Source organism: Sinimarinibacterium arenosum (assembly GCF_005047655.1).
In the GTDB taxonomy this organism is placed as follows: domain Bacteria; phylum Pseudomonadota; class Gammaproteobacteria; order Nevskiales; family Nevskiaceae; genus Solimonas.
This window is the reverse complement of record NZ_SUKF01000007.1, coordinates 139,832-160,930: the sequence shown is the minus strand read 5'-3', so window position 1 is coordinate 160,930 and position 21,099 is coordinate 139,832. Positions and strand designations below refer to the sequence as shown.

Sequence of the window (21,099 nt, the reverse complement as noted above, 5' to 3'; positions counted from 1 at the left end):
CGACGAGAGTGTCCAGTGCCGGTGCGCTGCCACGAATACGAGGGCGGCTGTGACGACAACGTGCAGAGTCCGGTACACGTTCGCAACCACTATGCGCCTTTCGCCGGTCGCACGCTTTGGATTTGCCGGCCTCGCCTTGAGGCCATGCCTCAAGCGGTACCATATGCGGCAAATCCGAAGGCACTCCCCCATGCGACATATCGAGCGTCACAAGACGCACCGGATCGGCTGGCTGCGCGCCGCTGTTCTCGGTGCCAACGATGGCATCGTTTCAACCGCCAGCCTGGTGCTGGGCGTCGCCGCGTCCGGCGCGAGCACGCAGGGCGTTCTCGTGGCCGGCGTCGCCGGACTCGTCGCCGGCGCGATGTCGATGGCCGCAGGCGAATACGTCTCCGTCAGCTCGCAGGCGGATACCGAACGTGCCGACCTGGATCGCGAGCGCAGGGAGCTGGAAGCCAATCCGGTGCACGAACACGAGGAGCTGACCGAGATCTACATGGCGCGCGGGCTCGATGCCGCACTCGCGTCGCAGGTCGCCACCCAGCTGATGCAGCACGATGCGCTCGGCGCACACGCACGCGACGAACTGGGCATCTCCGAGATTCTGACCGCCCGCCCGGTCCAGGCAGCGCTGGCTTCGGCCGGTACGTTTGCCGTCGGCGCCGCGCTGCCGCTGCTGGTGACGGCGGTGATCCCGAGCGCTTTGCTGATGTGGACGGTATCGAGCAGCTCGCTGCTGTTCCTGGCACTGCTGGGCGCACTGGGCGCGCGTGCCGGTGGCGCGCCGGTGGCATCGGCGGCATCCCGCGTGACGTTCTGGGGTGCGCTGGCGATGGCGCTCACCGCAGGGGTCGGCGCACTCTTCGGCGTCGCCGCCTGACGCAACCCAACCACGCCGCACCACGCCGCACCACGCCGGAGGAACGCACATGCTGCCGTTGATCATCGGAATCGTTTCAGGCGTGAGCATGGCACTGGCGGCGCGGCTCATCGCATTTGACCGCGACCGCAGCTATTACCCGACCGTGCTGATCTTCATCGCGGCCTATTACGTGTTCTTCGCCTTCATGGCCGGCGAAGGCATCGTCGCAGAGATCATCGCAGCCTCCCTGTTCACCGCAGTCGCCGTGATCGGGGCCTATACGCGCCTGCTGTGGGTCGGCATCGGCATCGTGCTGCACGGCGTGTTCGACTGGGTCCACCCGCACATCATCACCAACAGCGGCGTGCCCAGCTGGTGGCCGGCGTTCTGCGCCGGGATCGATATCGTGCTCGGCGCCTGGGTCATCCGCATGGCAATGACGCGCAGCGCGGCGCCGGCAACCGCTGCGGTCTGACGCGAGCCCAAATAAAAACCGGCGGCACGCTGGGCGTGCCGCCGGTCGGAACCATCAAAGCGGGATCAGCCGCCGCTGAGGAACGCCGGACTGACCCAGCCTGCGCCGGAATTCTGCGGCACCGCAGGTAGCGGCGTGCCCCCGTAGATCACCGTGCCCGAGGCATCCTGATAGGTCTGCCACGGAATCGCCGCCTGCGTATCAACGGCGGGCTGGGTGTAGTCGCAGACACCGCCTGCAAACACCGCCTGCAGCTGCGCCCACTCGGCATCGGTGAACGGAATCAGGCCGTAGTCGTCGTCACGGTTCAGCGGCTTGAGCACGCACTTCATCGTGTCGGCTTCCTTGACGTCGCCGGCGACGACGCGCGGCGTCTCGAAGCGGAACTGGATCAGTTCCGGACACACCTCATCCAGCAGCTTCACACCGGCACCGTTGCTGCACTGGTCATGCACATCGGCCGGCTTGTTGGCGACGATCTTCTGCGGCAGCGGCGTCGAGCTGGTGTCTGCCTCCACGGCCGACAACCAGTGGTCCATCGCGGTCAGGCCGTCGTAGACATAGTTCACGTCACCGATCAGCGGCGTCGGCCCACCCCACATCACGTGGTTGTCGTGGTTGCCGTGCTGACGATCCAGCCGCCAGCGCGTCCACCAGGCGTGAACGACATCGTGTGCGATGCCCGGATCCGGACCGGTGAAGTTGATGATCGCAACGCGATCCAGGTTGTCGGTGCGATTCACGCCGCCGCTGCGATAGGCATTGGTCAGCGCCGGCTCGTCGGCAATCAGCCGCTCTACCGTCGGCTGGAAGTCGATATCGAGACCCCCGATCTTCACGTTCAGATCGACGAACTGCGCAGGAGTGATCTTGGCTGCACGCAACGCATTGAGCCCGTACTGGATGCCGGTGTTGTCGGCGAAGAAGCCGCCAAAGCCATGCCCCACGGTCTGCTCCTGCGGACCCCAGACTTCCGGCGGACGCGGGCCGAGCACATTGATCAGGTAGTCCAGGATGCCGCAGCGCACGCCGCCGGGATTGGTGACCGGATCGTAGCGCTCCGCATCACTGACACCCGAGCAGGCATTGGTCGGATCGGTCGCACCCTTGAAGAATCCTTCATCCGCAGCGACCGCATTGGCATGCGAGATATGGCCCTCGACATCGGCGTACTGCTGCTCGGTCCAGATCACGCCCGGCGCCCACCGTGACGGATCTTCGAAGTACAGACGCATCATGTGCAGATCGGCGAACTGCGCACCGGTCGTGAGCGCATCCGGATACGCACACATTGTCAGCAGGCCCTGGTAAATGCCGGGGTAGGCATTCGCCACATGCTGCTGCGTGATCGATCCGCCGGAGCAGCCGGTGCCGATCGTGTAGCGCAGCGTGCCGTACTGCTCGATCAGGCGTTCCTTTGCCATCATCAGCGACTCGGCCGCCGTGACCAGATTGCAGTTGTGCCCGAGGTTGTCCAGCGCGGTCGACATCACCGCAAAGCCGCGGCCCAGCGCGACGATGTAGCTCTGCTCCAGCAGCGGGTTCGCCGGGATCGTGCCTGAGTAATCGTCCAGCGGCGCACCACCCACCGAATGATCGACGCCGCAGCTGCCGCCATGGGTGATCAGCAGCTTGTGATTCCACTGCGGCTGCGGGGCCACGGCATTCCAGCTCTGATCCGGTTGAAACAGGGTCAGGATCTTGTACTCGTCGCGTGCCTGGTAGCCGCGCTCCTGCCGCACGATGAAAGGCAGGGTCTGGCCATCGTCGGTTGTCGTCGTCGCCACATCGGACGGCGGCGACGCCGGATCGTAAGGCTGCAGGCCAATCATCAGCGGATTGGTCGACTTGTACAGATAGGTGTACTCGGCCGGCTGATTGCACTGCGCATCAACCGCGCCGTCCTGGCAGACCCAGGGCTGGACCTGCGGCCCTGAGAAAATCGGCCCGCCGTTCGGATGGTTGATGATCGTCGCGCTGCTATCAGTCCCGCCGGACAACGAAGCGGTGAGCTGATTGCTGCCAATCACCATGCCGGTGACCAGGCCGAGAAAACGGCCATCGGCGCTCATGGCAAAACTCGACGTCACATCCTGCCCGTTGAGCTTGACGCTCACCGCAGAGGCATTGGCGCCAGCGGGGAGAACCACCTCGGCCAGCGCGTCGTCGCCACTGATCAGGTCAGAACGATTGGACAGCACCTTGAGCTGCACTGCGCCGCCGTTGCTGCCGCCTCCCGGAGTGCCCGAATGCGAAGGCGCAGAACTCCCGCACGCACTCAATCCAATAGCCACTGACGCAGCCACCAGGGCTGCGGCCATTTTTGTTTTCATGTCCTTCCTCCACGCCGGATATCTTCCGGCTGGAGACAATTGTTCGGGACACAGGCCCACACCGCAAGACGGAAAATTGAATCTGCAGGCGAAAACGTGCGCCGCGCCTGCCGTTCAGGCCATCCTCGGAGACCAGACGCGAACCGACGCGCGAATGCGAACTAAGGGGTGGTCGCAGCGTCCGGTGCCGACGTAGCAGGCGCAGCCGGCACCGAGGACATCGGAGCCTGTACCGCGTTCTGCGCGGCGTCGCCGGATGACGCCGGCACCGCGGGGATTTCATCCGGCGCCGGCGGCAGGACCTGCACGCTCATGCTCACCGGATTGATCACATCAGGATCGTCGCGCAAGCGGATGTAGAACGTACCGGCCTGCGGATGCGGCACCGGCAGACTGGCACCGGGGAAGCCGTCCGAAACCCGCACCGCGGGATCGAAGCCGGCATTGCCGGACACGGCGTCGATCAGGAACAGATCGCTGCCGGAAAGCTTGCAGGCACGCTCGGTGTCCTGCGGACACTCCAGCGCATTGAGTTGCGGCAAGCGCACCAGCGTCGCCAGCGGTTGCCAGTCTCCGGCAACGTCCCCGATCCGCGCGCGAAACTTCAACGGGCCGAACGCCGAAAAACCGAAGGCCTTGGCCGGCTCCAGCGTCACCAGTGCCACACTCTTGTTTTCCAGACGCACGCCGCCGTTGGCGATGCTCAAGGTGGTCGAGAACGCCTCGTCACTCGCGGCAATGTCGATCACTTCAGCGCGCTGATACAGGGCCGGCGCCTGAGCGCGGATCGAGAACACCAGGCGCGCGTTCTGCGGCAGCTGATCCGCGTCGCCGAGCTTGATCGTGCTGGCACCCCCATCCTGGTTCTGTGGCCGGATGATGCTGCGACCGATCAGAGTCACGCTCGGACGCGGCGGCTCCACGGTGACGGCCACGTCCATGCTGCGCCCGTCGCTCAACTGCGCCCGCGCTGTCAGCGTGCTGCCCGCCACCAGACTCGCAACCGCATCAGCGTTCTGCGCGACCATCGTCAGTACATCGCCGGGACCCTGCGTCGCCAGTGTTCCGGGGACAAACTGGATATCGCCGACGCTGAGGCTCGCCACCTGATCGAGCCGGCTGCCGCGGAGCTGGCCCTCGCTATCGCCCGCGTGAATCGCAAAGCCATCGAGATGCGATGCGCTGGCAAACACACGGATCGGAATCGAATGCGGCTCGCTGACCCCGGACTGTCCGACCAGCACCGTCATCGCACCGGGCTCGGCATGCTGCAACGGCAGGGTCACCTCGACCTCGCCCGGCCGCGACACCTTCCAGTCCACCTTCAATTCCTTGCCGGTGGCGTCGCGCAGCATGATCTCGTCCACGCAGCTGACGCTGTCCGCTCGCAGATGAATCGTGTCGGGGCGTCCGACCACCAGCGCGTCGGTGTCGTCGTCGCCCAGCGCCCAGTTCGTCGCCCGCGCGTTCTTGAGCTGGAAGCGCGGGCCCTGATACAGATCGAAACCCCAGTAGCCCTGCAGCACGCCGGTCAGGGTGTCGCCCAGACCCGCCGACTTCAGCCCGGTCGTGCGCACCACGTAGCCGCCGCGGGTGGCGTCGGCCAGTGCCGGCAGGCGCACGGTCTTGCCGTTGTCACCACTCAGGTTCAGCGTCAGGTCGTGGGCGTAGCGGGTTGAAAACGCCAGCGGCGCGCCTTCCACCGGCAATACCAGCTCGTCGCGATTGGCGCAGTAGATGTCCGCCGGATTGACCGCACGCAGCGGCGGCGGATGCGGTGCTTCGATCGCCGGCAGCCCCACCACCAGCACCGATTTCGGATCACGGAACGACGGCGGCGTGTTCAGCGTCAACGCCAGCTTGTCGTCGCGGAACGAGGTCAGCGCCGGAATGTACTGGTACAGCGCCGTGCCAAACGAATCGAAGATGCGCACGATGTCCAGCACCGAAGCGATATACGGGCTGTAGACGCCGTAACCCAGCTCCGGCGTCGCACTGGCCGCCATCACCAGGTCCGCCACCGGGCCTGACGTCAGCGTCTGCGCGATCGACATGCTGTGGCCGTCGTTGAGAATCAACGCGTCCTGGTTCTCGGTCAGGCACGCCGCCTGCAACTGCGGAATCCGGTCCAGACAGCGCTCGTCCACCTTGATCGCCAGACTGCGCGCCAGCAGCGGTGCCGCCTGCTTCAGCGCTGCGGGATCACCGCGCTCGAAGTGGTGCACCGCCGCCAGATACCGTTCCAGACGCGAGCGATCGAGCTGTGCCTGATTCAGATCCTGCGTCGCCCGCACGAACGCGCCCGGCTTGCCGCGTACCGCGTTCATGATGCCTTTGAAGTCACCGCTGGTTTCAGGCGCCAGAAACACCAGCGCCTGCTGCGCGCCCTTCGGCACCGTGACCGTAAGACCCTCGCTGGCGCAAGGGCCTTTCCAGGTCTTGCACGCAAAGAACCAGTTCTCCGGAGGCGGATTGGTCGGACCACTGAGAAACACCGCGACCATCAGATAGTGCGCCGACTGCGTCTCCGGAAATTCCGGCTTGATCCAGATGCGGTCGCCCACGGCCAGGTGCGGCACCTCCGACGCCGGCAGAATCATCGTGCCGCGCGTGACTACCATGTCGAGCACGGGGCCCGTCAGATCGAACGGCGCCGGTCCGCCGGCACGCGCGTTTGTGCTCAGCAGCAATGCAATCAGCAACAGGCAGCGTCGAAGGTTCATGCGCCACCCCGAGCGGAATCCAGAGCATCCACGGCGGCAGGCGTGTCGTCGCCGAGGTCCGGGGCAGCGCCGCCGGACACGTCGTAAGCCACCACACCGCGCCAGATTTTCTCCGCGTCCGACAGCAGCGCATCGATCGCCAGCTGCTCGGTGTCCAGACGTTTCCGGTCGAGTGAAGTGCCGGTCAGCCACGCCCCGGACAGATCGTCAGTGCGCGCACTCGCCTGCGTGCTGCCGTATCGAAAACCGGTGCGCACATCGATCAGCACCACCGATGCCGCGGACGTGATGGCGGCATTGCCGTCCGGCGCCTTGCCAGTCGGCAGGTCCGCCAGCGGCTCCACCGCACGCCCGTCGAGTTCAAAGCGCGTATCAACCGTATAGACGATCAGCAGATCCGCCAGATTCTTCGCCGCGGCCAGCCGCAGATCGTCCAGCGTATTCAGGCGCTCCGGCAGCAACGCCGGACGCAAGGTCTCGACCTTCTCCACCAGCGGCCAGCGCGCCACCGTCTTCAAGGGCCGCGCCGCACGCTCGGTCGGCATCACCACGCTGAAAGCGCCGGTCGCCACCCGATCCGCCGACAGCGCGGCATAGTCCGCCGCCTGCACCCGCACCAGATTCACGCTGACCGGACGGTTCACGGTCGGCGGCAGCGGCGCCCCATCGGCATTCTCGACCGCAACCAGCGCCGCCATGGGCGCGGGCCCGCCCGGCGCGGCATAGCTGGCGCAACCCGCACAGAAAACCGCCGCCAGAACCATCAGACGATGCACAACGAATTCCTCGAAACGACCTTGATCAGTCTAGAGCAGCGGCGGCGGCGCGGCACCACGCCAACCGCCGTCAATGCAACGGCGCAGCTTACGCCGCGGAACTTGCCGCAGACTGAACCGAAGCTGACCGGTTTTTCCGCCGCGAACACCGGCGCGTGTGTCCGGTTTTTGAGGGGCCATCGCAACACAGCCGGCCCCGTCGCGGAGCCGGCTGTGCGTACCTCAGCAACGGGCAATCAGGCGGCTGCCAGCGCCTGATCCAGATCGGCGATCAGATCGTCGATGTGCTCGATACCGATCGACAGACGCACCGTGTCTTCCGACACGCCGGCCTTGGCCAGTTCTTCCGGCGACAGCTGGCGATGCGTGGTCGACGCCGGATGCGTCGCCAGCGACTTGGCGTCGCCGATGTTCACCAGACGCGTGAACAGCTGCAACGCATCCTGGAAGCGCGCACCGGCTTCGCGACCGCCCTGCAGCCCGAACGTCAGAATGCCCGAGGCACGTCCGCCCATGTACTGCTTGGCGAGCGCGTTCTGCTCATGGTTTTCGAGACCCGCATAGTTCACCCACAACACTTTAGGATGCTGCTGCAGACGCTGCGCGATCTTCAGCGTGTTGTCGCAGATGCGGTCCATGCGCAGTGCCAACGTCTCGATGCCCTGCAGGATCTGGAACGCATTGAACGGCGACAGCGCCGCGCCCATGTTGCGCAACGGCACCACGCGCGCCCGGCCGATGTACGCCGCCGCGCCCAGCGCCTCGGTATAGACCACACCGTGATAGCTCGGGTCCGGCGTGTTCAGACGCGGGAAGCGTGCCTTGTGCTCAGCCCAGGGGAACTTGCCGGAGTCGACGATGACACCGCCCAGGCTGGTGCCGTGTCCGCCCATGTACTTGGTCAACGAGTGGATCACGATGTCCGCACCGTGCTCGAACGGACGCAGCAGGTACGGCGTCGCGACGGTGTTGTCAATGATCACCGGCACACCGACGGCATGCGCGACCTTGGCAATCGCGGCGATGTCGGTGATGTTGCCCAGCGGATTGCCGATGGACTCGGCGAACACCGCCTTGGTGCGGTCGTCGATCAGCTTCTCGAACGAACCCGGCTCGCGCGGATCGGCAAAACGAACCTCGATACCGTACTGCGGCAAGGTGTGTGCGAACAGGTTGTAGGTGCCACCGTACAAAGTGCTGGACGAAACAATGTTGTCGCCCGCACCGGTGATGGTCTGGATCGCGTAGGTCACCGCGGCCTGCCCCGACGCCAGCGCCAGCGCGCCGATGCCGCCTTCAAGCGCGGCGACGCGCTGTTCAAGCACGTCATTGGTCGGATTCATGATGCGCGAGTAGATGTTGCCCGACACCTTCAGATCGAACAGGTCCGCGCCATGCTGCGTGTTGTCGAAGGCATACGCCACGGTCTGATAGATCGGCACCGCGACCGCGCGGGTCACCGGATCCGGGCTGTAGCCGGCATGCACGGCGGTGGTTTCAAAGCGCCAGTTCTTGTCTGTCATTTTCGCTCTGGGGTTTGTGGGTGGGACGGCGAGTTTAGCCGCAGCCGCAGCCGCTGCCTGTCAGTGAAAGTTCCGTCGTCGAACGCGCGAACACCGGGGGTCTCTGGTCGCCCGCGATGGACAGGAATCCGGCGCGACAATGTCCGGATTCAAATTCAGGTCGGGACAATTATCGCGGGTCGTCCACACCAGCGAATCGCCATCGACCTGAAGACTCAGCGCTCCAGATTGACATCCCGGAATTTTTCCATAAGATAGTAATCAATCACTTTCTTCTGGTGGAACCATGCCCGTTCATAGCAAGCACCTGTCAGCCGACGAGCGCCGGGCCGCGACGGTCAGGGCCGTGGTGCAACTGGCGGCGCAGCACAACCCCAGCGAGATCACGACAACCGCAATTGCGCAGCAGATGGGCGTCACCCAGGGCGCGCTGTTCAAGCACTTCCCGACCAAGGAAGCGATTCTCGAAGCCGTCATGGGCTGGGTGGCCGAGCGTCTGCTCGCACGCGTGGACCAGGCCGCGGCCGCGGCGAGCTCGCCTTTGCTTGCGCTTGAGGCGATCTTCATGACGCATGTGGATTTCGTGGCCGAACATCCTGGCGTCCCTCGCGTGATGTTCGGCGAACTGCAGCGGGCCAAGATGAGCGCGCCCAAGCGCATGGCGCAATTGCTCATCCGACGCTATGGCGAGCGCCTGCAGCATTTGATCGATGCAGGAAAAGCATCGGGCGAGCTATCGTCGTCGATCGACACAGCAGCAGCGGCCACGTTGTTTGTCGGCACGATCCAGGGGCTGGTCATGCAATCGATGCTGGCCGGCGATGTCCGGCGAATCCGCAATGAGGCGCCGGGCGTTTTTGTGCTGTACCGGCGCGCAATCGGGAGCAGACCATGAAGATGCCAGTCATGCAGCGGCGCACCCTGACGCTCTTCGCGTTCATGGCGATGCTGCTGGCGCTGTTGGGCTATGTCGCCGTGCGCTCGGGTCCGTTGGCCCCGGTCGCCGTGACCGAAATCGAAGTGGAGTCGCAGGCACTGCGTCCCGCGCTGTTCGGCATCGGCACGATCGAAGCGCGCTACACCTACAAGATTGGCCCCACTTTCGCCGGCCGCGTCGAGCGGCTGGATGTCCAGGTGGGCGACCGGGTGCATGCTGGCCAGCTACTCGGCGAGATGGATCCAGTGGATCTCGATGACCGGCTGCGCGCACAGCAGGCGGCGGTCAAGCGTGCCGACGCGGTAGTGCGGGAAGCCGCCGCCCGGCAGACCTATGCCACAAGCCAGGCTCGACGCTACGAACTGATGTCTGCGGCGCAGATGATCAGCGAGGAAACCGTGGTCACCAAGCGGCAGGAGCTGGCGATTGCAGACGCCGTGCTGCTCGCTGCGCGGGAGGATCTGACACGCACCCAGTCCGATCTCGATGCGCTGCGCGCACAGCGAGGCAATCTGCAGCTCGTCGCTCCGGCCGACGGTATCGTCACCTCGCGCGATGCAGATCCCGGCACCACCGTCGTTGCGGGTCAGGCGGTCGTCGAACTGATTGACACGCCCAGCATCTGGGTCAATGTTCGATTTGACCAGATCAGCGCATCAGGACTGGCCAAGGATCTAGCCGCGAGCATCCAGCTGCGTTCGCGCGTCGGCGAGGCATTTGCTGGCCGCGTCCTGCGAGTCGAGCCCAAGGCGGATGCCGTGACGGAGGAAACGCTGGCCAAGGTAATCTTCGATCAGGTGCCCGCGCAGCCACCACCGCTCGGCGAGCTGGCGGAAGTCACCATCGATCTGCCGGCACTGCCCGCCATGCCGGTCATTCCCAACGCCGCCATCCAGCGGCAGGGCAACAAGATCGGCGTCTGGCAGATCGTGGATGGCGCGCCCCGCTTCGTTGACATCAAATTGGGACGCGCCGACCTTGATGGCCATGTACAGGTGCTGGAGGGGCTGACGCCGGGCGACCGGATTGTGCAATACAGCGAAAAAACGCTCCATTCCTCCAGCCGGATTCGCGTGGTCGGGCACATTCCAGGCGTACCGGAATGATCAGCCTCGCCGGTCGGGACATTCTCCAAAGCTGGGGGAAGTTCGTCTTCACCGGCGTCGGCCTCGGCCTGCTCATCGGCGTGACGCTGGTCATGGCCGGGGTCTACCGGGGCATGGTTGACGATGGCAAAGCGCTGCTCGATAACAGTGGTGCCGACCTCTGGGTCGTCCAGCAGGACACGCTGGGGCCGTACGCAGAATCTTCAAGCGTCGCCGATGACGTGTACCGCGTCCTTCTCGCCATGCCGGGTGTGGCGCAGGCGGCAAATGTCACCTACCTGACGATGCAGGTCCGCAGCGCCGACCGCGACGTTCGCGCGATGGTGGTCGGCATCGTGCCGGGAGAATCCTGGGGCGCTCCCGGGTGGCCGCCTTACCTGGTCGCCGGGCGGCAAATCACACGGGGGCACTACGAAGCGGTAGCCGACGTTTCCACCGGATTCAGCTTGGGCGATGTGCTGACCATTCGCCGCAGCCACTACACGGTGGTCGGCCTGACCCGCCGAATGGTGTCCTCCAGCGGCGATCCAATGGTGTTCATCCCGCTCAAGGACGCTCAGGAGGCCCAGTTCCTCAAGGACAACGATGCCATCTGGCAGAACCGGCGCCGCACTGAAGGCAATCCTGCATTCAATCGACCCGGCGCATCCGAAGTGCTCGACGCAGTCAATGCGTCGCAAGCCAGCAGCACGTCGGTCAATGCGGTGCTCGTCCGCCTCGCGCCCGGGGCCGTCGCACAGGATGTGGCCGATTCCATCCGGCGCTGGAAGCGCCTGACCGTTCACACACGGGCGCAGATGGAGGCGATCCTCGTCGGCAAGCTGATTGCCACCTCGTCGAAACAGATCGGCATGTTCCTGGTCATTCTGGCGGTCGTCAGTGCCGCCATCGTCGCCTTCATCATCTACACACTGACCATGGACAAGATCCGCGAGATTGCAGTGCTCAAGCTCATCGGCACGCGCAATCGCACCATCGCGGCGATGATCATGCAGCAGGCGCTCGCGCTGGGCGTCATCGGATTCGCGGTCGGCAAGATCACCGCAACCTTTGCCGCCCCGTTCTTTCCCAAATATGTGTTGCTGATGCCGCAGGACTCGGTGGCCGGATTCTTCGCCGTGCTGGTGATCTGCGCACTGGCCAGCGTCATCGCGATCCGCGTGGCGCTCAAGGTCGACCCGGCCGAGGCGATCGGAGGCTGACATGGCAGGCAATGGCATCCGTATCGAAGGCTTGAGGAAACGCTATGGCTCCGGCGACACCGCCGTCGACGCCCTCAAGGGCGTGGACATGTACGTCGCCCCCGGCGAGGTCGTGGGTCTGATCGGGCCATCAGGCTCGGGCAAGAGCACGCTGCTCAAATGCCTGGGCGCCGTGATCGACCCCACCGGCGGGCGCATGACCCTCGGCGACGAGGTGATCTACGACGACGGCTGGAAAGTACGCGATCTGCGCGCCCTGCGTCGCGACAAGATCGGCTTCGTATTCCAGGCACCCTATCTGATCCCGTTTCTCGATGTCACCGATAACGTGGCGCTGTTGCCCATGCTTGCCGGAGTGCCGAACGCGGCAGCGCGCGAACGCGCGGTTGAACTGCTGACCGCGCTCGACGTTCAGCACCGCAAGCAGGCCATGCCCGCGCAACTCTCCGGTGGAGAGCAGCAACGCGTCGCGATCGCGCGCGGCCTGGTCAACCACCCCCCGGTCATCCTGGCCGATGAGCCGACCGCGCCGCTGGATTCCCAGCGGGCCATGGCCGTCGTCCAGATCCTCAATGAGATGGCGCGGAAGTACGAGACGGCCATCATCGTCGTCACACACGACGAGAAGATCATTCCGACCTTCAAGCGCATCTATCACATCCGCGACGGCGTCACCCATGAGGAACCCGGGGAAGGGAAGCTGCCGGGAGTTGTTGGTGCCGCCTTCCCCTGAGCGCAGCAGGCCGATAGAAGCTGCGCCTTCTGCAATAAACGCACGCATCGCTCGAAGCGCGCGCCGCTGCCAGCCGCAATAGCCGCCATCTCACCAGCGGCAGGCAGCAGATTCGCCGGGCGCTTCATTTCCAGGCCCGCAATGGCTTAGTCCGGATCAGCCTGCCAATGCCTTCAGCATGTGATCCATGACTGCGGTGTGTTCGTGCTGCGGGCTGAACAGAATCACTTCGGCGTCCTGCACCACGCGCACGCTGTGCCCGGGCGGCCAGTAGAACAGGTCTTTCGCATGGCAGGTGTCGACCGTGCCGTTGGTGTAGGTCACCACCAGTTCGCCGCTGATCATGTAGCCCCAGTGCGGCGCATGGCAGGCGTCGTCGTGCAGGCCCTTCAGCAGCGGCGCGATATCGGTACCGGCTGCGAGCGAGAAGTACTCGCCGCCCATGGTGCTTAGCCCGGTCGCGTCGCCAAAATCGACCTTCTGCCGTGCAACCGCGCCGGGAATGTTGATCTTGGCGGGAATGTCATCGCGTGCAATCCGCATGGTCATCTCTCCTCGTGTGATTGTTTTCCAACGCGCGCCGCTTCAGCGCCGTTGCGCGGACCACGGTCGCAGGATGCCTGCCTGATAGCTAGTCCATAATCTGTATCGCTGAATGACCACTCATTGATTCACCCACCCACTACGGGATACCGCAAGATGAATCATGGATACAGTCAGTTCTGCCCGGTCGCCAAGGCGACCGAACTCCTGTGCGAACGCTGGACGCTGATCGTCATCCGCGAACTGGTCGCCGGCGGTCGCCATTTCAACGAGCTGCGCCGAGGCCTGCCTCGCATGTCGCCGACGCTGCTCGCGCGCCGTCTGCGTCAGCTGGTCGAATACGGCGTCGTCACCAAGCATCCCGAACGGGGCGGACAGCAGGCCTACGCACTGACGCAATCCGGTCTGGAGCTGGCGCCGCTGATCGAAGCGCTGGGCATCTGGGGTCACCGCTGGGTCGGATCGCGACTGCAGGACGGCGATCTCGACGCCGGACTGTTGATGTGGGACATCCGCCGTGGCGTCGACGGCAGCTGCATGCCGGAAGGCCGCATCGTGGTGACGGTCGAACTCCATGACGCACCCGAAGGCATGCGCCAGTGGTGGCTGGTCTGCGACGACGGCGCGGTGGACCTGTGCCTGGAAGATCCCGGCCACGAGGTGGACATCCTGGTCCAGTCTCCGCTGCGGGTGCTGACCGAAGTCTGGGTGTGCCATACCAGCCTGCAATCCGCGCTGGACTCCGGCGCACTGCGGGTCCTGGGCTCGGAAGCCCTCACCCGTGTCTTCTCCCGGTGGTTTGTCGGCAGCTCGATCGCCCGCGCCGGCGCCGCGTCGCTGCTAACGAATCCCATCGCGGCCTGAAGCACGTCGGCAGTTACCCCGCTATACACAGCAAAAAGCCCCTCTGACTCAGAGGGGCTTTCCGGTCACGGCCTGCGCGCCGTCACCGCTCGACTGCTGCCGCTTGAATCGTGACTCAAAGATCCTTGACGGCGCTGTGCTCGATCTTCTGCCACTTGCCTTCGGCCTTCTTGATGTTGCCGGGCACGTCCTTGTTGAACGCGGCAACAATCTCGGGATTCAGGTTCAGGTAAAGACGCTCGTCGCGGATCGTCCACAGCATCGGATCGCCGTCGAACTTCTTGCCGACCGAAACCCCGTAGGCGCAGTAGCCGCCGAACTGCGGGGCGTAGCGCGCCGGGTTGGCCTTGAACAGATCACGGTGCTCGGCGCTGGCGAAGCGATACGCCGCACCATCGTGTACTACCGTTAACTCGTCGCTGCCGCGCATGGGCTTGCCGTCGGTGAAGTAGGACACCGGGTCGTAGCCGTGGACCGCCAGCGGAGCACCGGCCGCCGAATAGCCGAGCGATACATTGTGTTCATCCGCTGCCTGCACCGACAGCGGCGCAGCGATGGCCGAAGCCGCCAGAACGATCGAAGCCAGAATGTTGTGATGACGCATGGGAGTTCTCCAGAAAATCGGGAAAGTGGTTGGTGAATCAGGCGGCAAGCGCCACGTCCACGGTGGGAAAGTCGATCTGCGTGCGTGCAACGTTGTTGACGTAGTTGGTCAGCGTGGTCGCGGCGACGTTGACAATGATCTCCAGCAGATCGGCTTCGCTGAGGCCGTCCGCCTTGAAGCCATCGAGCACGTCGACCGGCACATGACCGCGCGCATCGACCACCGCCTTCGCACAGGCCGCGATGGCCGCTTCGCGCGGCGTCGATCCACGGCCCGCTCGCGCGGTGTAGGTCTGTGCAAGTGACAGGCCCGCGTTCTTGCCGAGCAGCGTGTGCGCGCTGAGGCAGTAGCCGCAGCCGTTGGCCTGCGACGTAGCGAGCGCGACGATCTCGCGTTCCTTCGCGGTCAGAGCGCCGCCGCCGATCGCCTGATTGATCTGCAGCAGACCATTGAGCGCGGCCGGCGCCTTAGCCAGCGTGGCGTACAGATTCGGCACCATGCCGATGGCGGCTTTCACCGCGTTCAGCGTGGCGGCGGTGGTCGCGTCGGCGGCCTGAGGATCGAGGGGGGTGATGTAGGTCATCTGAAACCTCCGGGGTTGGGAGTGTGGGTTGGCGGAAGTGATGCTAGGCCCTACTATCGGACTCCAGTTCAACATTCATCCGCATTTGCTTGCGGATCGTCCGAAATGACCGACGACCCCCTGTCCCCGCTGCTCACCCACTTCAGTGCCCGCGCCCGCGTGTTCTACACCGGCACGCTGTGCGGCCAGGCAAAATTCGACGAGGCCAGCAACACCGGCTTCCTGCACCTGCTCAACGCCGGCAGCCTGCGTCTGCGCGACAAGCACGGCCTGGTGGAAACGCTGTCGCAGCCGACGCTGCTGTTCTACTCACGCCCGCTCACGCACTGGATCGAGACCGATCCGGACAGCGGCGCCGACCTCGCCTGCGCCTCCGTCGCCTTCGATCACCAGGCGTTCAATCCGATCGCGCTGGCCTTGCCGGAACACTTCCAGTGCCGCCTCGATGAACTCGACGACGCCCGCGCGCTGCTCGATCTGCTGTTCGGCGAAGCCTTCGCCCAGCGCCCCGCGCGCAGTGAAGTGCTGAACCGGTTGTTCGAGCTGGTGCTGATCCAGCTGCTGCGCACCACCGTCGCCCGCGGCACCAATGACATCGGCTTCCTGCGCGCGCTCGCACATCCGCAGCTGAGCAAGGCGCTCAACGCCATACACACGCATCCCGATCAGGACTGGTCGCTCGACACGCTCGCGCAGCACGCGGCAATGTCCCGCAGCCACTTCGCCGAAGTGTTCCGTCGTGAAGTCGGGCAGACGCCGGGCGACTACCTCGCGCGCTGGCGCATCACCACCGCGCAGGCGCTGCTGCGCCGAGGCACACCGCTCAAGCTGGTGGGTGAACGGGTAGGCTACGGAAGTCAGGCCGGCTTCCTGCGTGCGTTCAAACAGATCGTCGGAAGTTCACCGAAGCAGTGGCTGAAGGAATGCGGTCCGACAGCGTGAGTGGTGCCACCCAACCGCATCGAGGCGCAAAGCAGCGCTCAGTTCGAGCCACGCGGCAGGCGTCGGAGCGCGCGAACGGACGCGCGCTATTCGGGCAGCGCCTCAAGCATCGACATAAGCGTGGTGACCGTTTTCCAGTTGCGGTCCGTCATGGGACATCCCAACAACTTTTCGCTCCGTGCGGCCAGTTTGCTGCGCCCGACACCCTCAGGGGCCAGCAGGTAGAACACCTGCCCCACCAGCGAAAACTGCTCCGTTGACGCCTTGAGCGCCTCAAGACCCTTAAGGTCGGGTGTCGCAGGCACCGCATCGAGAAATCCGAGATGGAGCGCTTTTGCGTCGGGTGCTTGCGGCCCAAAGGGATTCAGTTTGATCGCATCGGCAAACCGGGATTTGTCCAACACCAGCACGTGCGGCTCGAACCCCCGACGTTTCCCGATAGCGGCAGCGATATCCGCCGCGATCCGGCCTGACGCCTTGTCACACCGGAAGACGGCATTGCCGCTCTGGATGTAGGTCTTGACGTCACGACATCCAAGGTCGTGAAGGATCTCCGACAGCTCGCTCATCGGCAGCATATTTCGGCCGCCGACGTTGATGCCCCGCAGAAGTGCCACAAAGGTTTTCATAGTGCTGAGCTCGACATGCCGTCATGCGTTTCAGAAAAAGCCGACCGCAGGGTTGGAGAACGCAGTCCCTATCAACGTGACGCACCGAGCAACGGGCGGCAGCGGAAAGACTGCGCCGCCAACGATATCACCGTTGAACGCGACGGCCTCGCGCTCGCAGCGGCGGTGAATGCCGCCACGCAAACCGGGCGAAAGCCATGCTGACAAGCGCACGAACCCAGCAGGCGAATCAGTTTGCCGCCTCCGGCGCGCGCAGCTTGGTGGTGTCGTCCCACACGCTGCGCGCCTCGGGAAAGGAAAACGGTTCTGCCCCCTTTTTCTCGGATCAGGACTGGTCGCTCGACACACTGGCTGAGAGCCTGCGGCCTGCCGGAGTGATGCCGCCAGCAGGCCGCACTTCGACGCATCTCTAAAGCAACCTCGTCACACCGTCACTCGCGCGACGAAACGACGCACCCATGGCGCGATCAGGGTCACGGTCGGAAATGCCACCGGCCATGTCGTTGCGCAGCTTCGCAGCCAATGCCGCAGGAAGTTCGGCCCGATGCCCTGACTGATCGCCAGAACGAAAGCCGAGACGATGCACACCATGATCGCGGACAGCACCGCGCCGAAGACGATCGGGGAATACCGTTGGGGGATACGCATGACAGCACCTCACAGGGGTTGGAAAAACACATCGGGTTGAAGACACGTAGGGGAAAGCGGTTCACGTCTCAGGCCGCATACAGCAGGTGTACCGCCCAGCCAGAGACGTACAGGCCGAGGCCGAACAGGCTGTGATTGATCAGGCTGCGTCGACGCGCGGTGACGGGATCAGGTGTTTTTCGGGCCGCGATGCCCGCGCCCATTGCCGGCTGCATCAACAGAAAAGGAGCCGCAACCGACCCCAGCCCAACAATCAACGCGGGCGCGAATGTGGGATTGGCAATCCAAGCGTCACCCCAGATCAGCAGCAGCAGCGCCGCGAAAACCACACCCGTCGTGTAGTGAACGGCCCAACCGATCCAGCGTTCGCCACGCACCGGCGCAGCCGCGGCGATCGCCCGATGGCGAAACCGGCCAGCCGGCATGTGGCCGACCCAACGCCCCACCATTACGTAGTTCGGCATCGGCACGCCAACCAGTTGTTTCAGCAGCACCGACCCCACATCCATTACGGCCGTCGCGAGCACGCCGACCAACACGGCGGTCGCGGAAAGTTGCAGCGCATCCATCGCACAGCTCCAGAAGTTGCCGTTTGGCAACGGGAGCGGCACTCTGCGACTTCAAGTCAACTTGAGGTCAAGCCCATGCGTGATCTGGATATCGCCGAGGTCGCCAAGCAGTCCGGCGTGCCCGCATCGACCTTGCGGTTCTACGAAGACAAAGGGCTGATCGCATCGCACGGTCGGCACGGTTTACGCCGCCAGTATCCAGAGAGCGTGCTGGACCGGCTTTCGCTCATCGCCCTAGGTCGCGCAGCAGGATTCGCGCTGGACGAGATCGGCCTGATGTTCGCGACCGACGGCCGCCCGCAGATCGACCGGAACATGCTCGCATCCCGCGCCGACGAACTGGATCAGACCATCCGTCGCCTGGTCGCCATGCGCAACGGCCTGCGCCACGCCGCGGCATGCCCGGCGCCGAATCACAGTGAATGCCCCACGTTCCAACGCCTGATGCGCGCCGCAGCGACAGGACGGCTGGGCGCGCGTGGGGACACATCCGGCACGCTGACCGCTACACCCTCGCGTGCTCGCAGGAAGTCAGGCTGAGCAGTGCCCATCTCGCCAGGGCGTTTGGAACTCGATCGATCCACGGCTTGAGGCCGCAAGCCTCATTGCATCAGCGGCACCGGGCAGTGAACTGCCTATCACCTGCCGCCGTGTATGGCCCCCAGGCGACCTCGCAACAAGATCAGTCTGCCGCCTCCGGCGCGCGCAGCGCCTTGCTGTAGAAGCCGGACGGATCGAAACAGCACACCCGCTTTTTCCCCGAAGCCAGCATGTCGCAGGCATCCCGAATGCGCTTGGCCCGGGTCTTGGCCTGTTTGGCGGAGGTGATCCAATGAATCCAGTCCACGCGCGCGATCGTCGTGGTGTCGTCCCAGACGCTGCGCGCCTCGGGCGCGGCGGCCAGCGCCTGTTCGAAATCGGACGGAAGCTCCGGCTCCGGCTCGGAGTCGACCGGGGCGATCTCCAGCGTGACGACGTCTCCCGCCGTTGCGCCCGCTACATCCTGAAGCTCGCGGCTGACCCGCAGCCAATGGCTCAACTGTCCATCCGGCTCCAGCGTGGCGATGAAGCGGTGACCATTCATTCGGGCGTCGATGCTGGTCCGCCCGCGTCGCGGCAGCGTCTCGCTCACCGCCTTGGGCAGCAGAACGAAAGCCCAGTCCGCCGCTGCGTCCGGCTGTCGTGGCCGCAGCAGCTTGGCCTTGAATCGAGATTTGCTTTCCGCCGTCGTCATTGCGATGCCGTTCCGAAAGCCTCTGACGATTCTATTGCTGATGCGCAGTGATCAGATCGCTCACATCAGCGCCCTGTCTGCGCATCGCGACTCGGCAAATGTTGTTGCCGGGCGTGGCCTGAGACGACAGCACCACAAACTGCCCGCCTGCTTTCTTCACCACCTCGCGATCAAACTGCATCATCCGGTAACACGCGCCGACATCCCCCGTGCCGCGCAGCGGACACGGCGTATGAATCTCGGCAAACACCGTATCCGCAGTAACGGCCGTGATCGGCACCTGCTTGGCGGACGGAAACCCGCGCTGCCACTGCGTGCCCAGCGCTTCAAGTGTGTCGACTTCACGAATGCGCTTGGACCGGATCGTTGCGCGAGCCAAGGCGTTCATGAACGCTTCGGTCATCGCATTCAGGCGCTCCTGACGGGCCATCCATGCGGACACCGCGAGTACCGACTGGACCGAGTGTTTGATCAGAAGATTCTTGAGCTTCACTGCATCCCACCGCAATCAGATTGGGTCCGCAGTCTTTCCAACAGTGAGAAGTCGTATAAATGCGGTCTGACCCCATTTCTTCTGGTCTGTCCCCTATTGTCTTGCTGGCGAATCACGCTGCGCAAATTCGCCCTAACTCGCGACCAACTCGGAATTTCAATAGCTGCAGTAGCTAGTGCGCTTGGGGTAGATCAGATCCACAGTGCGGACACTGCCGCGCAGCCGGACGCACCAACTCTAGGCAAGTGGGGCATTCCTTGGCAACGCCGGCAGCCAGTTTACGTTCGCGCTGCACCTCCGCGTTGGGCGGCATCGCAATAAGCACCAGCAATGCGATTGGCCCCAGCAGAAAGCCCGCAGCGAGCCACTGCGCCTGATTGAAGCCCTTCCCCCAAGCGGCCGACGCACAGCCCATCATCACGAATACCCATGATGCAAACAGCAGAACCAGTGACACAATTGAAATGACATCCATACGCTTCCCCTTCCCCTGTCAACCTCAAAGCCCTTGACTACGCCGGCCAAAAAATTTCCACGCAGGGAGGAAAATGGGGTCTGACCCCTTTTTCGCTGCGCCCGGCGTCGGAGAAGTCCCCTCATTTCCAGTACGTGAACGTGCCCATGCTTTCCAAACCGAGGAGTTTCTTCATCTCGATTTCAGCTTGGTACCTCATGCCCTTGTGATCGCCTTCATCTTCGGTGAAACCGCTAAGGCGATACGCGTCGCGAAACATGAAGAAGGCGGTCATCTCGTCGCCTCGATCGGCGGCCTTCTTGCCCAAATTGAAGTAGGCCTGATTGCGATACGACTTGAGGCGATTGGAGAGTGTCGCGTACGCATCATGGAACGGGGCGATCTTTTCTTTCACGAAGTCGTATCGGTAGTTCTCGCGGTAGTAGCTCTCGTACTCTTCGAGGATGAAGCCCACGAAGTTGGCGGCCGCGTTTGCTCGCTTCGCAAGCTCGCGTAGTTGGTCTTCAGGCTGCTCCCCCAATGGACGGGCAAGAAGCGCCGTCGCCGTGCCTTCGACGTCACTCGCTTTGATGAGGCCGTCAACACCCCATCTCTTAAGCATCTCGGAGCGTGCTGCCTCAATGTCCTCCGCCTTGGCGTCCTGAGCAGGTGCCGGAAGTGGGGAGAAACCCAGGACGACGACAGCTGCGACGAGGACTGTTCTGAGAATCTGCATGATGTTCTCCGTATGGGTTGCCGGCGATTTGCGGCTCGTGGCCGCATAACTAGATTTATACCGATTTCGGGGAGGGTGCCTCAGCGGTGATAAAAGAACTACCTGCCCGTTTGCACGGAAAAGGGGTCTG

General features: G+C 64.1%; 25 protein-coding genes. 11 read left to right on the top strand and 14 right to left on the bottom strand.

The window, feature by feature from the left end; all coding sequences use genetic code 11:
* Positions 1–190 precede the first annotated feature (190 nt).
* Complete coding sequence (locus tag E4T66_RS15030) at positions 191–880, top strand: VIT1/CCC1 transporter family protein (RefSeq protein WP_136849876.1); 690 nt, start codon at positions 191–193, stop codon at positions 878–880.
* 49 nt (positions 881–929) lie between these two features.
* On the top strand, positions 930–1,337 hold the full coding sequence (locus tag E4T66_RS15025) for a DUF6010 family protein (RefSeq protein WP_136849875.1): 408 nt from the start codon (positions 930–932) through the stop codon (positions 1,335–1,337).
* Between the two features lie 65 nt (positions 1,338–1,402).
* Here the strand turns inward: E4T66_RS15025 and E4T66_RS15020 are convergent, their stop codons facing one another.
* The 3 genes from E4T66_RS15020 to E4T66_RS15010 form a co-directional block, all read right to left on the bottom strand.
* Entirely contained in the window at positions 1,403–3,670 is a 2,268-nt protein-coding gene (locus E4T66_RS15020; RefSeq protein ID WP_211242951.1) for a DUF6351 family protein, read from the bottom strand.
* A 161-nt stretch (positions 3,671–3,831) separates the two neighbouring features.
* Positions 3,832–6,393, bottom strand: coding sequence for a hypothetical protein (locus E4T66_RS15015; RefSeq protein ID WP_136849874.1), 2,562 nt, complete (start codon positions 6,391–6,393; stop codon positions 3,832–3,834).
* Positions 6,390–7,169, bottom strand: coding sequence for a hypothetical protein (locus E4T66_RS15010; RefSeq protein WP_136849873.1), 780 nt, complete (start codon positions 7,167–7,169; stop codon positions 6,390–6,392). The genes E4T66_RS15015 and E4T66_RS15010 overlap by 4 nt, the downstream gene beginning before the upstream one ends.
* Between E4T66_RS15010 and E4T66_RS21600 the strand changes: the two genes are divergently transcribed.
* Positions 7,164–7,427: a hypothetical protein gene (locus tag E4T66_RS21600; RefSeq protein WP_211242950.1), complete on the top strand. Its 264-nt coding sequence runs from the start codon at positions 7,164–7,166 to the stop codon at positions 7,425–7,427. The two genes, E4T66_RS15010 and E4T66_RS21600, sit on opposite strands and share 6 nt — an antisense overlap.
* Here E4T66_RS21600 and E4T66_RS15005 read toward each other — a convergent pair.
* Entirely contained in the window at positions 7,406–8,692 is a 1,287-nt protein-coding gene (locus E4T66_RS15005) for an O-acetylhomoserine aminocarboxypropyltransferase/cysteine synthase family protein (RefSeq protein ID WP_136849872.1), read from the bottom strand. The two genes, E4T66_RS21600 and E4T66_RS15005, sit on opposite strands and share 22 nt — an antisense overlap.
* Positions 8,693–8,978: 286 nt before the next feature.
* Between E4T66_RS15005 and E4T66_RS15000 the strand changes: the two genes are divergently transcribed.
* From E4T66_RS15000 to E4T66_RS14985, 4 genes are read left to right on the top strand one after another with little or no spacing between them, the layout of a single operon-like run.
* The gene (locus E4T66_RS15000) at positions 8,979–9,587 is read left to right on the top strand and encodes a TetR/AcrR family transcriptional regulator (RefSeq protein WP_136849871.1); all 609 of its coding nucleotides are present in this window, start codon (positions 8,979–8,981) and stop codon (positions 9,585–9,587) included.
* Positions 9,584–10,735: an efflux RND transporter periplasmic adaptor subunit gene (locus E4T66_RS14995; RefSeq protein ID WP_136849870.1), complete on the top strand. Its 1,152-nt coding sequence runs from the start codon at positions 9,584–9,586 to the stop codon at positions 10,733–10,735. Before E4T66_RS15000 ends, E4T66_RS14995 begins: the two co-directional genes overlap by 4 nt.
* Positions 10,732–11,937: an ABC transporter permease gene (locus E4T66_RS14990; protein ID WP_136849869.1), complete on the top strand. Its 1,206-nt coding sequence runs from the start codon at positions 10,732–10,734 to the stop codon at positions 11,935–11,937. The genes E4T66_RS14995 and E4T66_RS14990 overlap by 4 nt, the downstream gene beginning before the upstream one ends.
* A 1-nt stretch (position 11,938) precedes the next feature.
* A complete protein-coding gene (locus tag E4T66_RS14985; protein WP_136849868.1) occupies positions 11,939–12,670 on the top strand; it encodes an ABC transporter ATP-binding protein in 732 nt (243 codons plus the stop codon).
* A gap of 156 nt (positions 12,671–12,826) precedes the next feature.
* On the opposite strand, the gene E4T66_RS14980 is transcribed toward E4T66_RS14985, so the two are convergent.
* Positions 12,827–13,213 (bottom strand): cupin domain-containing protein, encoded by a 387-nt coding sequence (locus E4T66_RS14980; protein ID WP_136849867.1) that lies wholly within the window; start codon positions 13,211–13,213, stop codon positions 12,827–12,829.
* Positions 13,214–13,369: 156 nt separating this feature from the next.
* Between E4T66_RS14980 and E4T66_RS14975 the strand changes: the two genes are divergently transcribed.
* Complete coding sequence (locus E4T66_RS14975; RefSeq protein ID WP_136849866.1) at positions 13,370–14,077, top strand: winged helix-turn-helix transcriptional regulator; 708 nt, start codon at positions 13,370–13,372, stop codon at positions 14,075–14,077.
* A 115-nt stretch (positions 14,078–14,192) separates the two neighbouring features.
* On the opposite strand, the gene E4T66_RS14970 is transcribed toward E4T66_RS14975, so the two are convergent.
* Together E4T66_RS14970 and E4T66_RS14965 are read right to left on the bottom strand one after the other, a co-directional pair.
* Positions 14,193–14,681 carry a YHS domain-containing (seleno)protein gene (locus E4T66_RS14970; RefSeq protein ID WP_211242949.1) on the bottom strand — a complete coding sequence of 163 codons (489 nt, stop codon included), beginning with the start codon at positions 14,679–14,681 and terminating at the stop codon, positions 14,193–14,195.
* A 37-nt stretch (positions 14,682–14,718) separates the two neighbouring features.
* Positions 14,719–15,264 carry a carboxymuconolactone decarboxylase family protein gene (locus E4T66_RS14965; RefSeq protein WP_136849865.1) on the bottom strand — a complete coding sequence of 182 codons (546 nt, stop codon included), beginning with the start codon at positions 15,262–15,264 and terminating at the stop codon, positions 14,719–14,721.
* A 105-nt stretch (positions 15,265–15,369) separates the two neighbouring features.
* On the opposite strand from E4T66_RS14965, the gene E4T66_RS14960 reads away from it, so the two are divergent.
* On the top strand, positions 15,370–16,206 hold the full coding sequence (locus tag E4T66_RS14960) for an AraC family transcriptional regulator (RefSeq protein WP_136849864.1): 837 nt from the start codon (positions 15,370–15,372) through the stop codon (positions 16,204–16,206).
* Positions 16,207–16,292: 86 nt separating this feature from the next.
* Here E4T66_RS14960 and E4T66_RS14955 read toward each other — a convergent pair whose 3' ends face one another.
* Positions 16,293–16,835, bottom strand: a complete 543-nt coding sequence (locus tag E4T66_RS14955; RefSeq protein WP_136849863.1) for a DUF1697 domain-containing protein — start codon at positions 16,833–16,835, stop codon at positions 16,293–16,295.
* 197 nt (positions 16,836–17,032) lie between these two features.
* Between E4T66_RS14955 and E4T66_RS14950 the strand changes: the two genes are divergently transcribed.
* Positions 17,033–17,248 carry a hypothetical protein gene (locus E4T66_RS14950; protein WP_136849862.1) on the top strand — a complete coding sequence of 72 codons (216 nt, stop codon included), beginning with the start codon at positions 17,033–17,035 and terminating at the stop codon, positions 17,246–17,248.
* Positions 17,249–17,258: 10 nt separating this feature from the next.
* On the opposite strand, the gene E4T66_RS14945 is transcribed toward E4T66_RS14950, so the two are convergent.
* Positions 17,259–17,483: a DUF2798 domain-containing protein gene (locus E4T66_RS14945; protein ID WP_169577647.1), complete on the bottom strand. Its 225-nt coding sequence runs from the start codon at positions 17,481–17,483 to the stop codon at positions 17,259–17,261.
* A 68-nt stretch (positions 17,484–17,551) separates the two neighbouring features.
* Positions 17,552–18,052: a DUF2938 domain-containing protein gene (locus E4T66_RS14940; protein ID WP_136849861.1), complete on the bottom strand. Its 501-nt coding sequence runs from the start codon at positions 18,050–18,052 to the stop codon at positions 17,552–17,554.
* 75 nt (positions 18,053–18,127) lie between these two features.
* Between E4T66_RS14940 and E4T66_RS14935 the strand changes: the two genes are divergently transcribed.
* The gene (locus tag E4T66_RS14935) at positions 18,128–18,592 is read left to right on the top strand and encodes a helix-turn-helix domain-containing protein (protein ID WP_136849860.1); all 465 of its coding nucleotides are present in this window, start codon (positions 18,128–18,130) and stop codon (positions 18,590–18,592) included.
* Positions 18,593–18,734: 142 nt separating this feature from the next.
* Here the strand turns inward: E4T66_RS14935 and E4T66_RS14930 are convergent, their stop codons facing one another.
* The 4 genes from E4T66_RS14930 to E4T66_RS14915 all read right to left on the bottom strand — a co-directional run bounded on the left by E4T66_RS14930 (position 18,735) and on the right by E4T66_RS14915 (position 20,969).
* Positions 18,735–19,286, bottom strand: a complete 552-nt coding sequence (locus E4T66_RS14930; protein ID WP_136849859.1) for a YdeI/OmpD-associated family protein — start codon at positions 19,284–19,286, stop codon at positions 18,735–18,737.
* Between the two features lie 31 nt (positions 19,287–19,317).
* Positions 19,318–19,779 (bottom strand): hypothetical protein, encoded by a 462-nt coding sequence (locus E4T66_RS14925; RefSeq protein ID WP_136849858.1) that lies wholly within the window; start codon positions 19,777–19,779, stop codon positions 19,318–19,320.
* A 172-nt stretch (positions 19,780–19,951) separates the two neighbouring features.
* Positions 19,952–20,254 (bottom strand): zinc ribbon domain-containing protein, encoded by a 303-nt coding sequence (locus tag E4T66_RS14920; protein ID WP_136849857.1) that lies wholly within the window; start codon positions 20,252–20,254, stop codon positions 19,952–19,954.
* A 121-nt stretch (positions 20,255–20,375) separates the two neighbouring features.
* Entirely contained in the window at positions 20,376–20,969 is a 594-nt protein-coding gene (locus E4T66_RS14915; protein WP_136849856.1) for a hypothetical protein, read from the bottom strand.
* Positions 20,970–21,099 lie beyond the last annotated feature (130 nt).

Coding starts and splice junctions, on each gene's coding strand:
- E4T66_RS15015 (WP_136849874.1), bottom strand. CDS start 6,393: ATGAACCTTCGACGCTGCCTGTTGCTGATTGCATTGCTGCTGAGCACA.
- E4T66_RS14930 (WP_136849859.1), bottom strand. CDS start 19,286: ATGACGACGGCGGAAAGCAAATCTCGATTCAAGGCCAAGCTGCTGCGG.
- E4T66_RS14985 (WP_136849868.1), top strand. CDS start 11,939: ATGGCAGGCAATGGCATCCGTATCGAAGGCTTGAGGAAACGCTATGGC.
- E4T66_RS14915 (WP_136849856.1), bottom strand. CDS start 20,969: ATGCAGATTCTCAGAACAGTCCTCGTCGCAGCTGTCGTCGTCCTGGGT.
- E4T66_RS14965 (WP_136849865.1), bottom strand. CDS start 15,264: ATGACCTACATCACCCCCCTCGATCCTCAGGCCGCCGACGCGACCACC.
- E4T66_RS14995 (WP_136849870.1), top strand. CDS start 9,584: ATGAAGATGCCAGTCATGCAGCGGCGCACCCTGACGCTCTTCGCGTTC.
- E4T66_RS15020 (WP_211242951.1), bottom strand. CDS start 3,670: ATGAAAACAAAAATGGCCGCAGCCCTGGTGGCTGCGTCAGTGGCTATT.
- E4T66_RS14990 (WP_136849869.1), top strand. CDS start 10,732: ATGATCAGCCTCGCCGGTCGGGACATTCTCCAAAGCTGGGGGAAGTTC.
- E4T66_RS14980 (WP_136849867.1), bottom strand. CDS start 13,213: ATGCGGATTGCACGCGATGACATTCCCGCCAAGATCAACATTCCCGGC.
- E4T66_RS14960 (WP_136849864.1), top strand. CDS start 15,370: ATGACCGACGACCCCCTGTCCCCGCTGCTCACCCACTTCAGTGCCCGC.
- E4T66_RS14975 (WP_136849866.1), top strand. CDS start 13,370: ATGAATCATGGATACAGTCAGTTCTGCCCGGTCGCCAAGGCGACCGAA.
- E4T66_RS15030 (WP_136849876.1), top strand. CDS start 191: ATGCGACATATCGAGCGTCACAAGACGCACCGGATCGGCTGGCTGCGC.
- E4T66_RS14970 (WP_211242949.1), bottom strand. CDS start 14,681: ATGCGTCATCACAACATTCTGGCTTCGATCGTTCTGGCGGCTTCGGCC.
- E4T66_RS14935 (WP_136849860.1), top strand. CDS start 18,128: ATGCGTGATCTGGATATCGCCGAGGTCGCCAAGCAGTCCGGCGTGCCC.
- E4T66_RS14955 (WP_136849863.1), bottom strand. CDS start 16,835: ATGAAAACCTTTGTGGCACTTCTGCGGGGCATCAACGTCGGCGGCCGA.
- E4T66_RS14940 (WP_136849861.1), bottom strand. CDS start 18,052: ATGGATGCGCTGCAACTTTCCGCGACCGCCGTGTTGGTCGGCGTGCTC.
- E4T66_RS14945 (WP_169577647.1), bottom strand. CDS start 17,483: ATGCGTATCCCCCAACGGTATTCCCCGATCGTCTTCGGCGCGGTGCTG.
- E4T66_RS15005 (WP_136849872.1), bottom strand. CDS start 8,692: ATGACAGACAAGAACTGGCGCTTTGAAACCACCGCCGTGCATGCCGGC.
- E4T66_RS15000 (WP_136849871.1), top strand. CDS start 8,979: ATGCCCGTTCATAGCAAGCACCTGTCAGCCGACGAGCGCCGGGCCGCG.
- E4T66_RS14920 (WP_136849857.1), bottom strand. CDS start 20,254: ATGGATGTCATTTCAATTGTGTCACTGGTTCTGCTGTTTGCATCATGG.
- E4T66_RS21600 (WP_211242950.1), top strand. CDS start 7,164: ATGCACAACGAATTCCTCGAAACGACCTTGATCAGTCTAGAGCAGCGG.
- E4T66_RS14950 (WP_136849862.1), top strand. CDS start 17,033: ATGCTGACAAGCGCACGAACCCAGCAGGCGAATCAGTTTGCCGCCTCC.
- E4T66_RS15025 (WP_136849875.1), top strand. CDS start 930: ATGCTGCCGTTGATCATCGGAATCGTTTCAGGCGTGAGCATGGCACTG.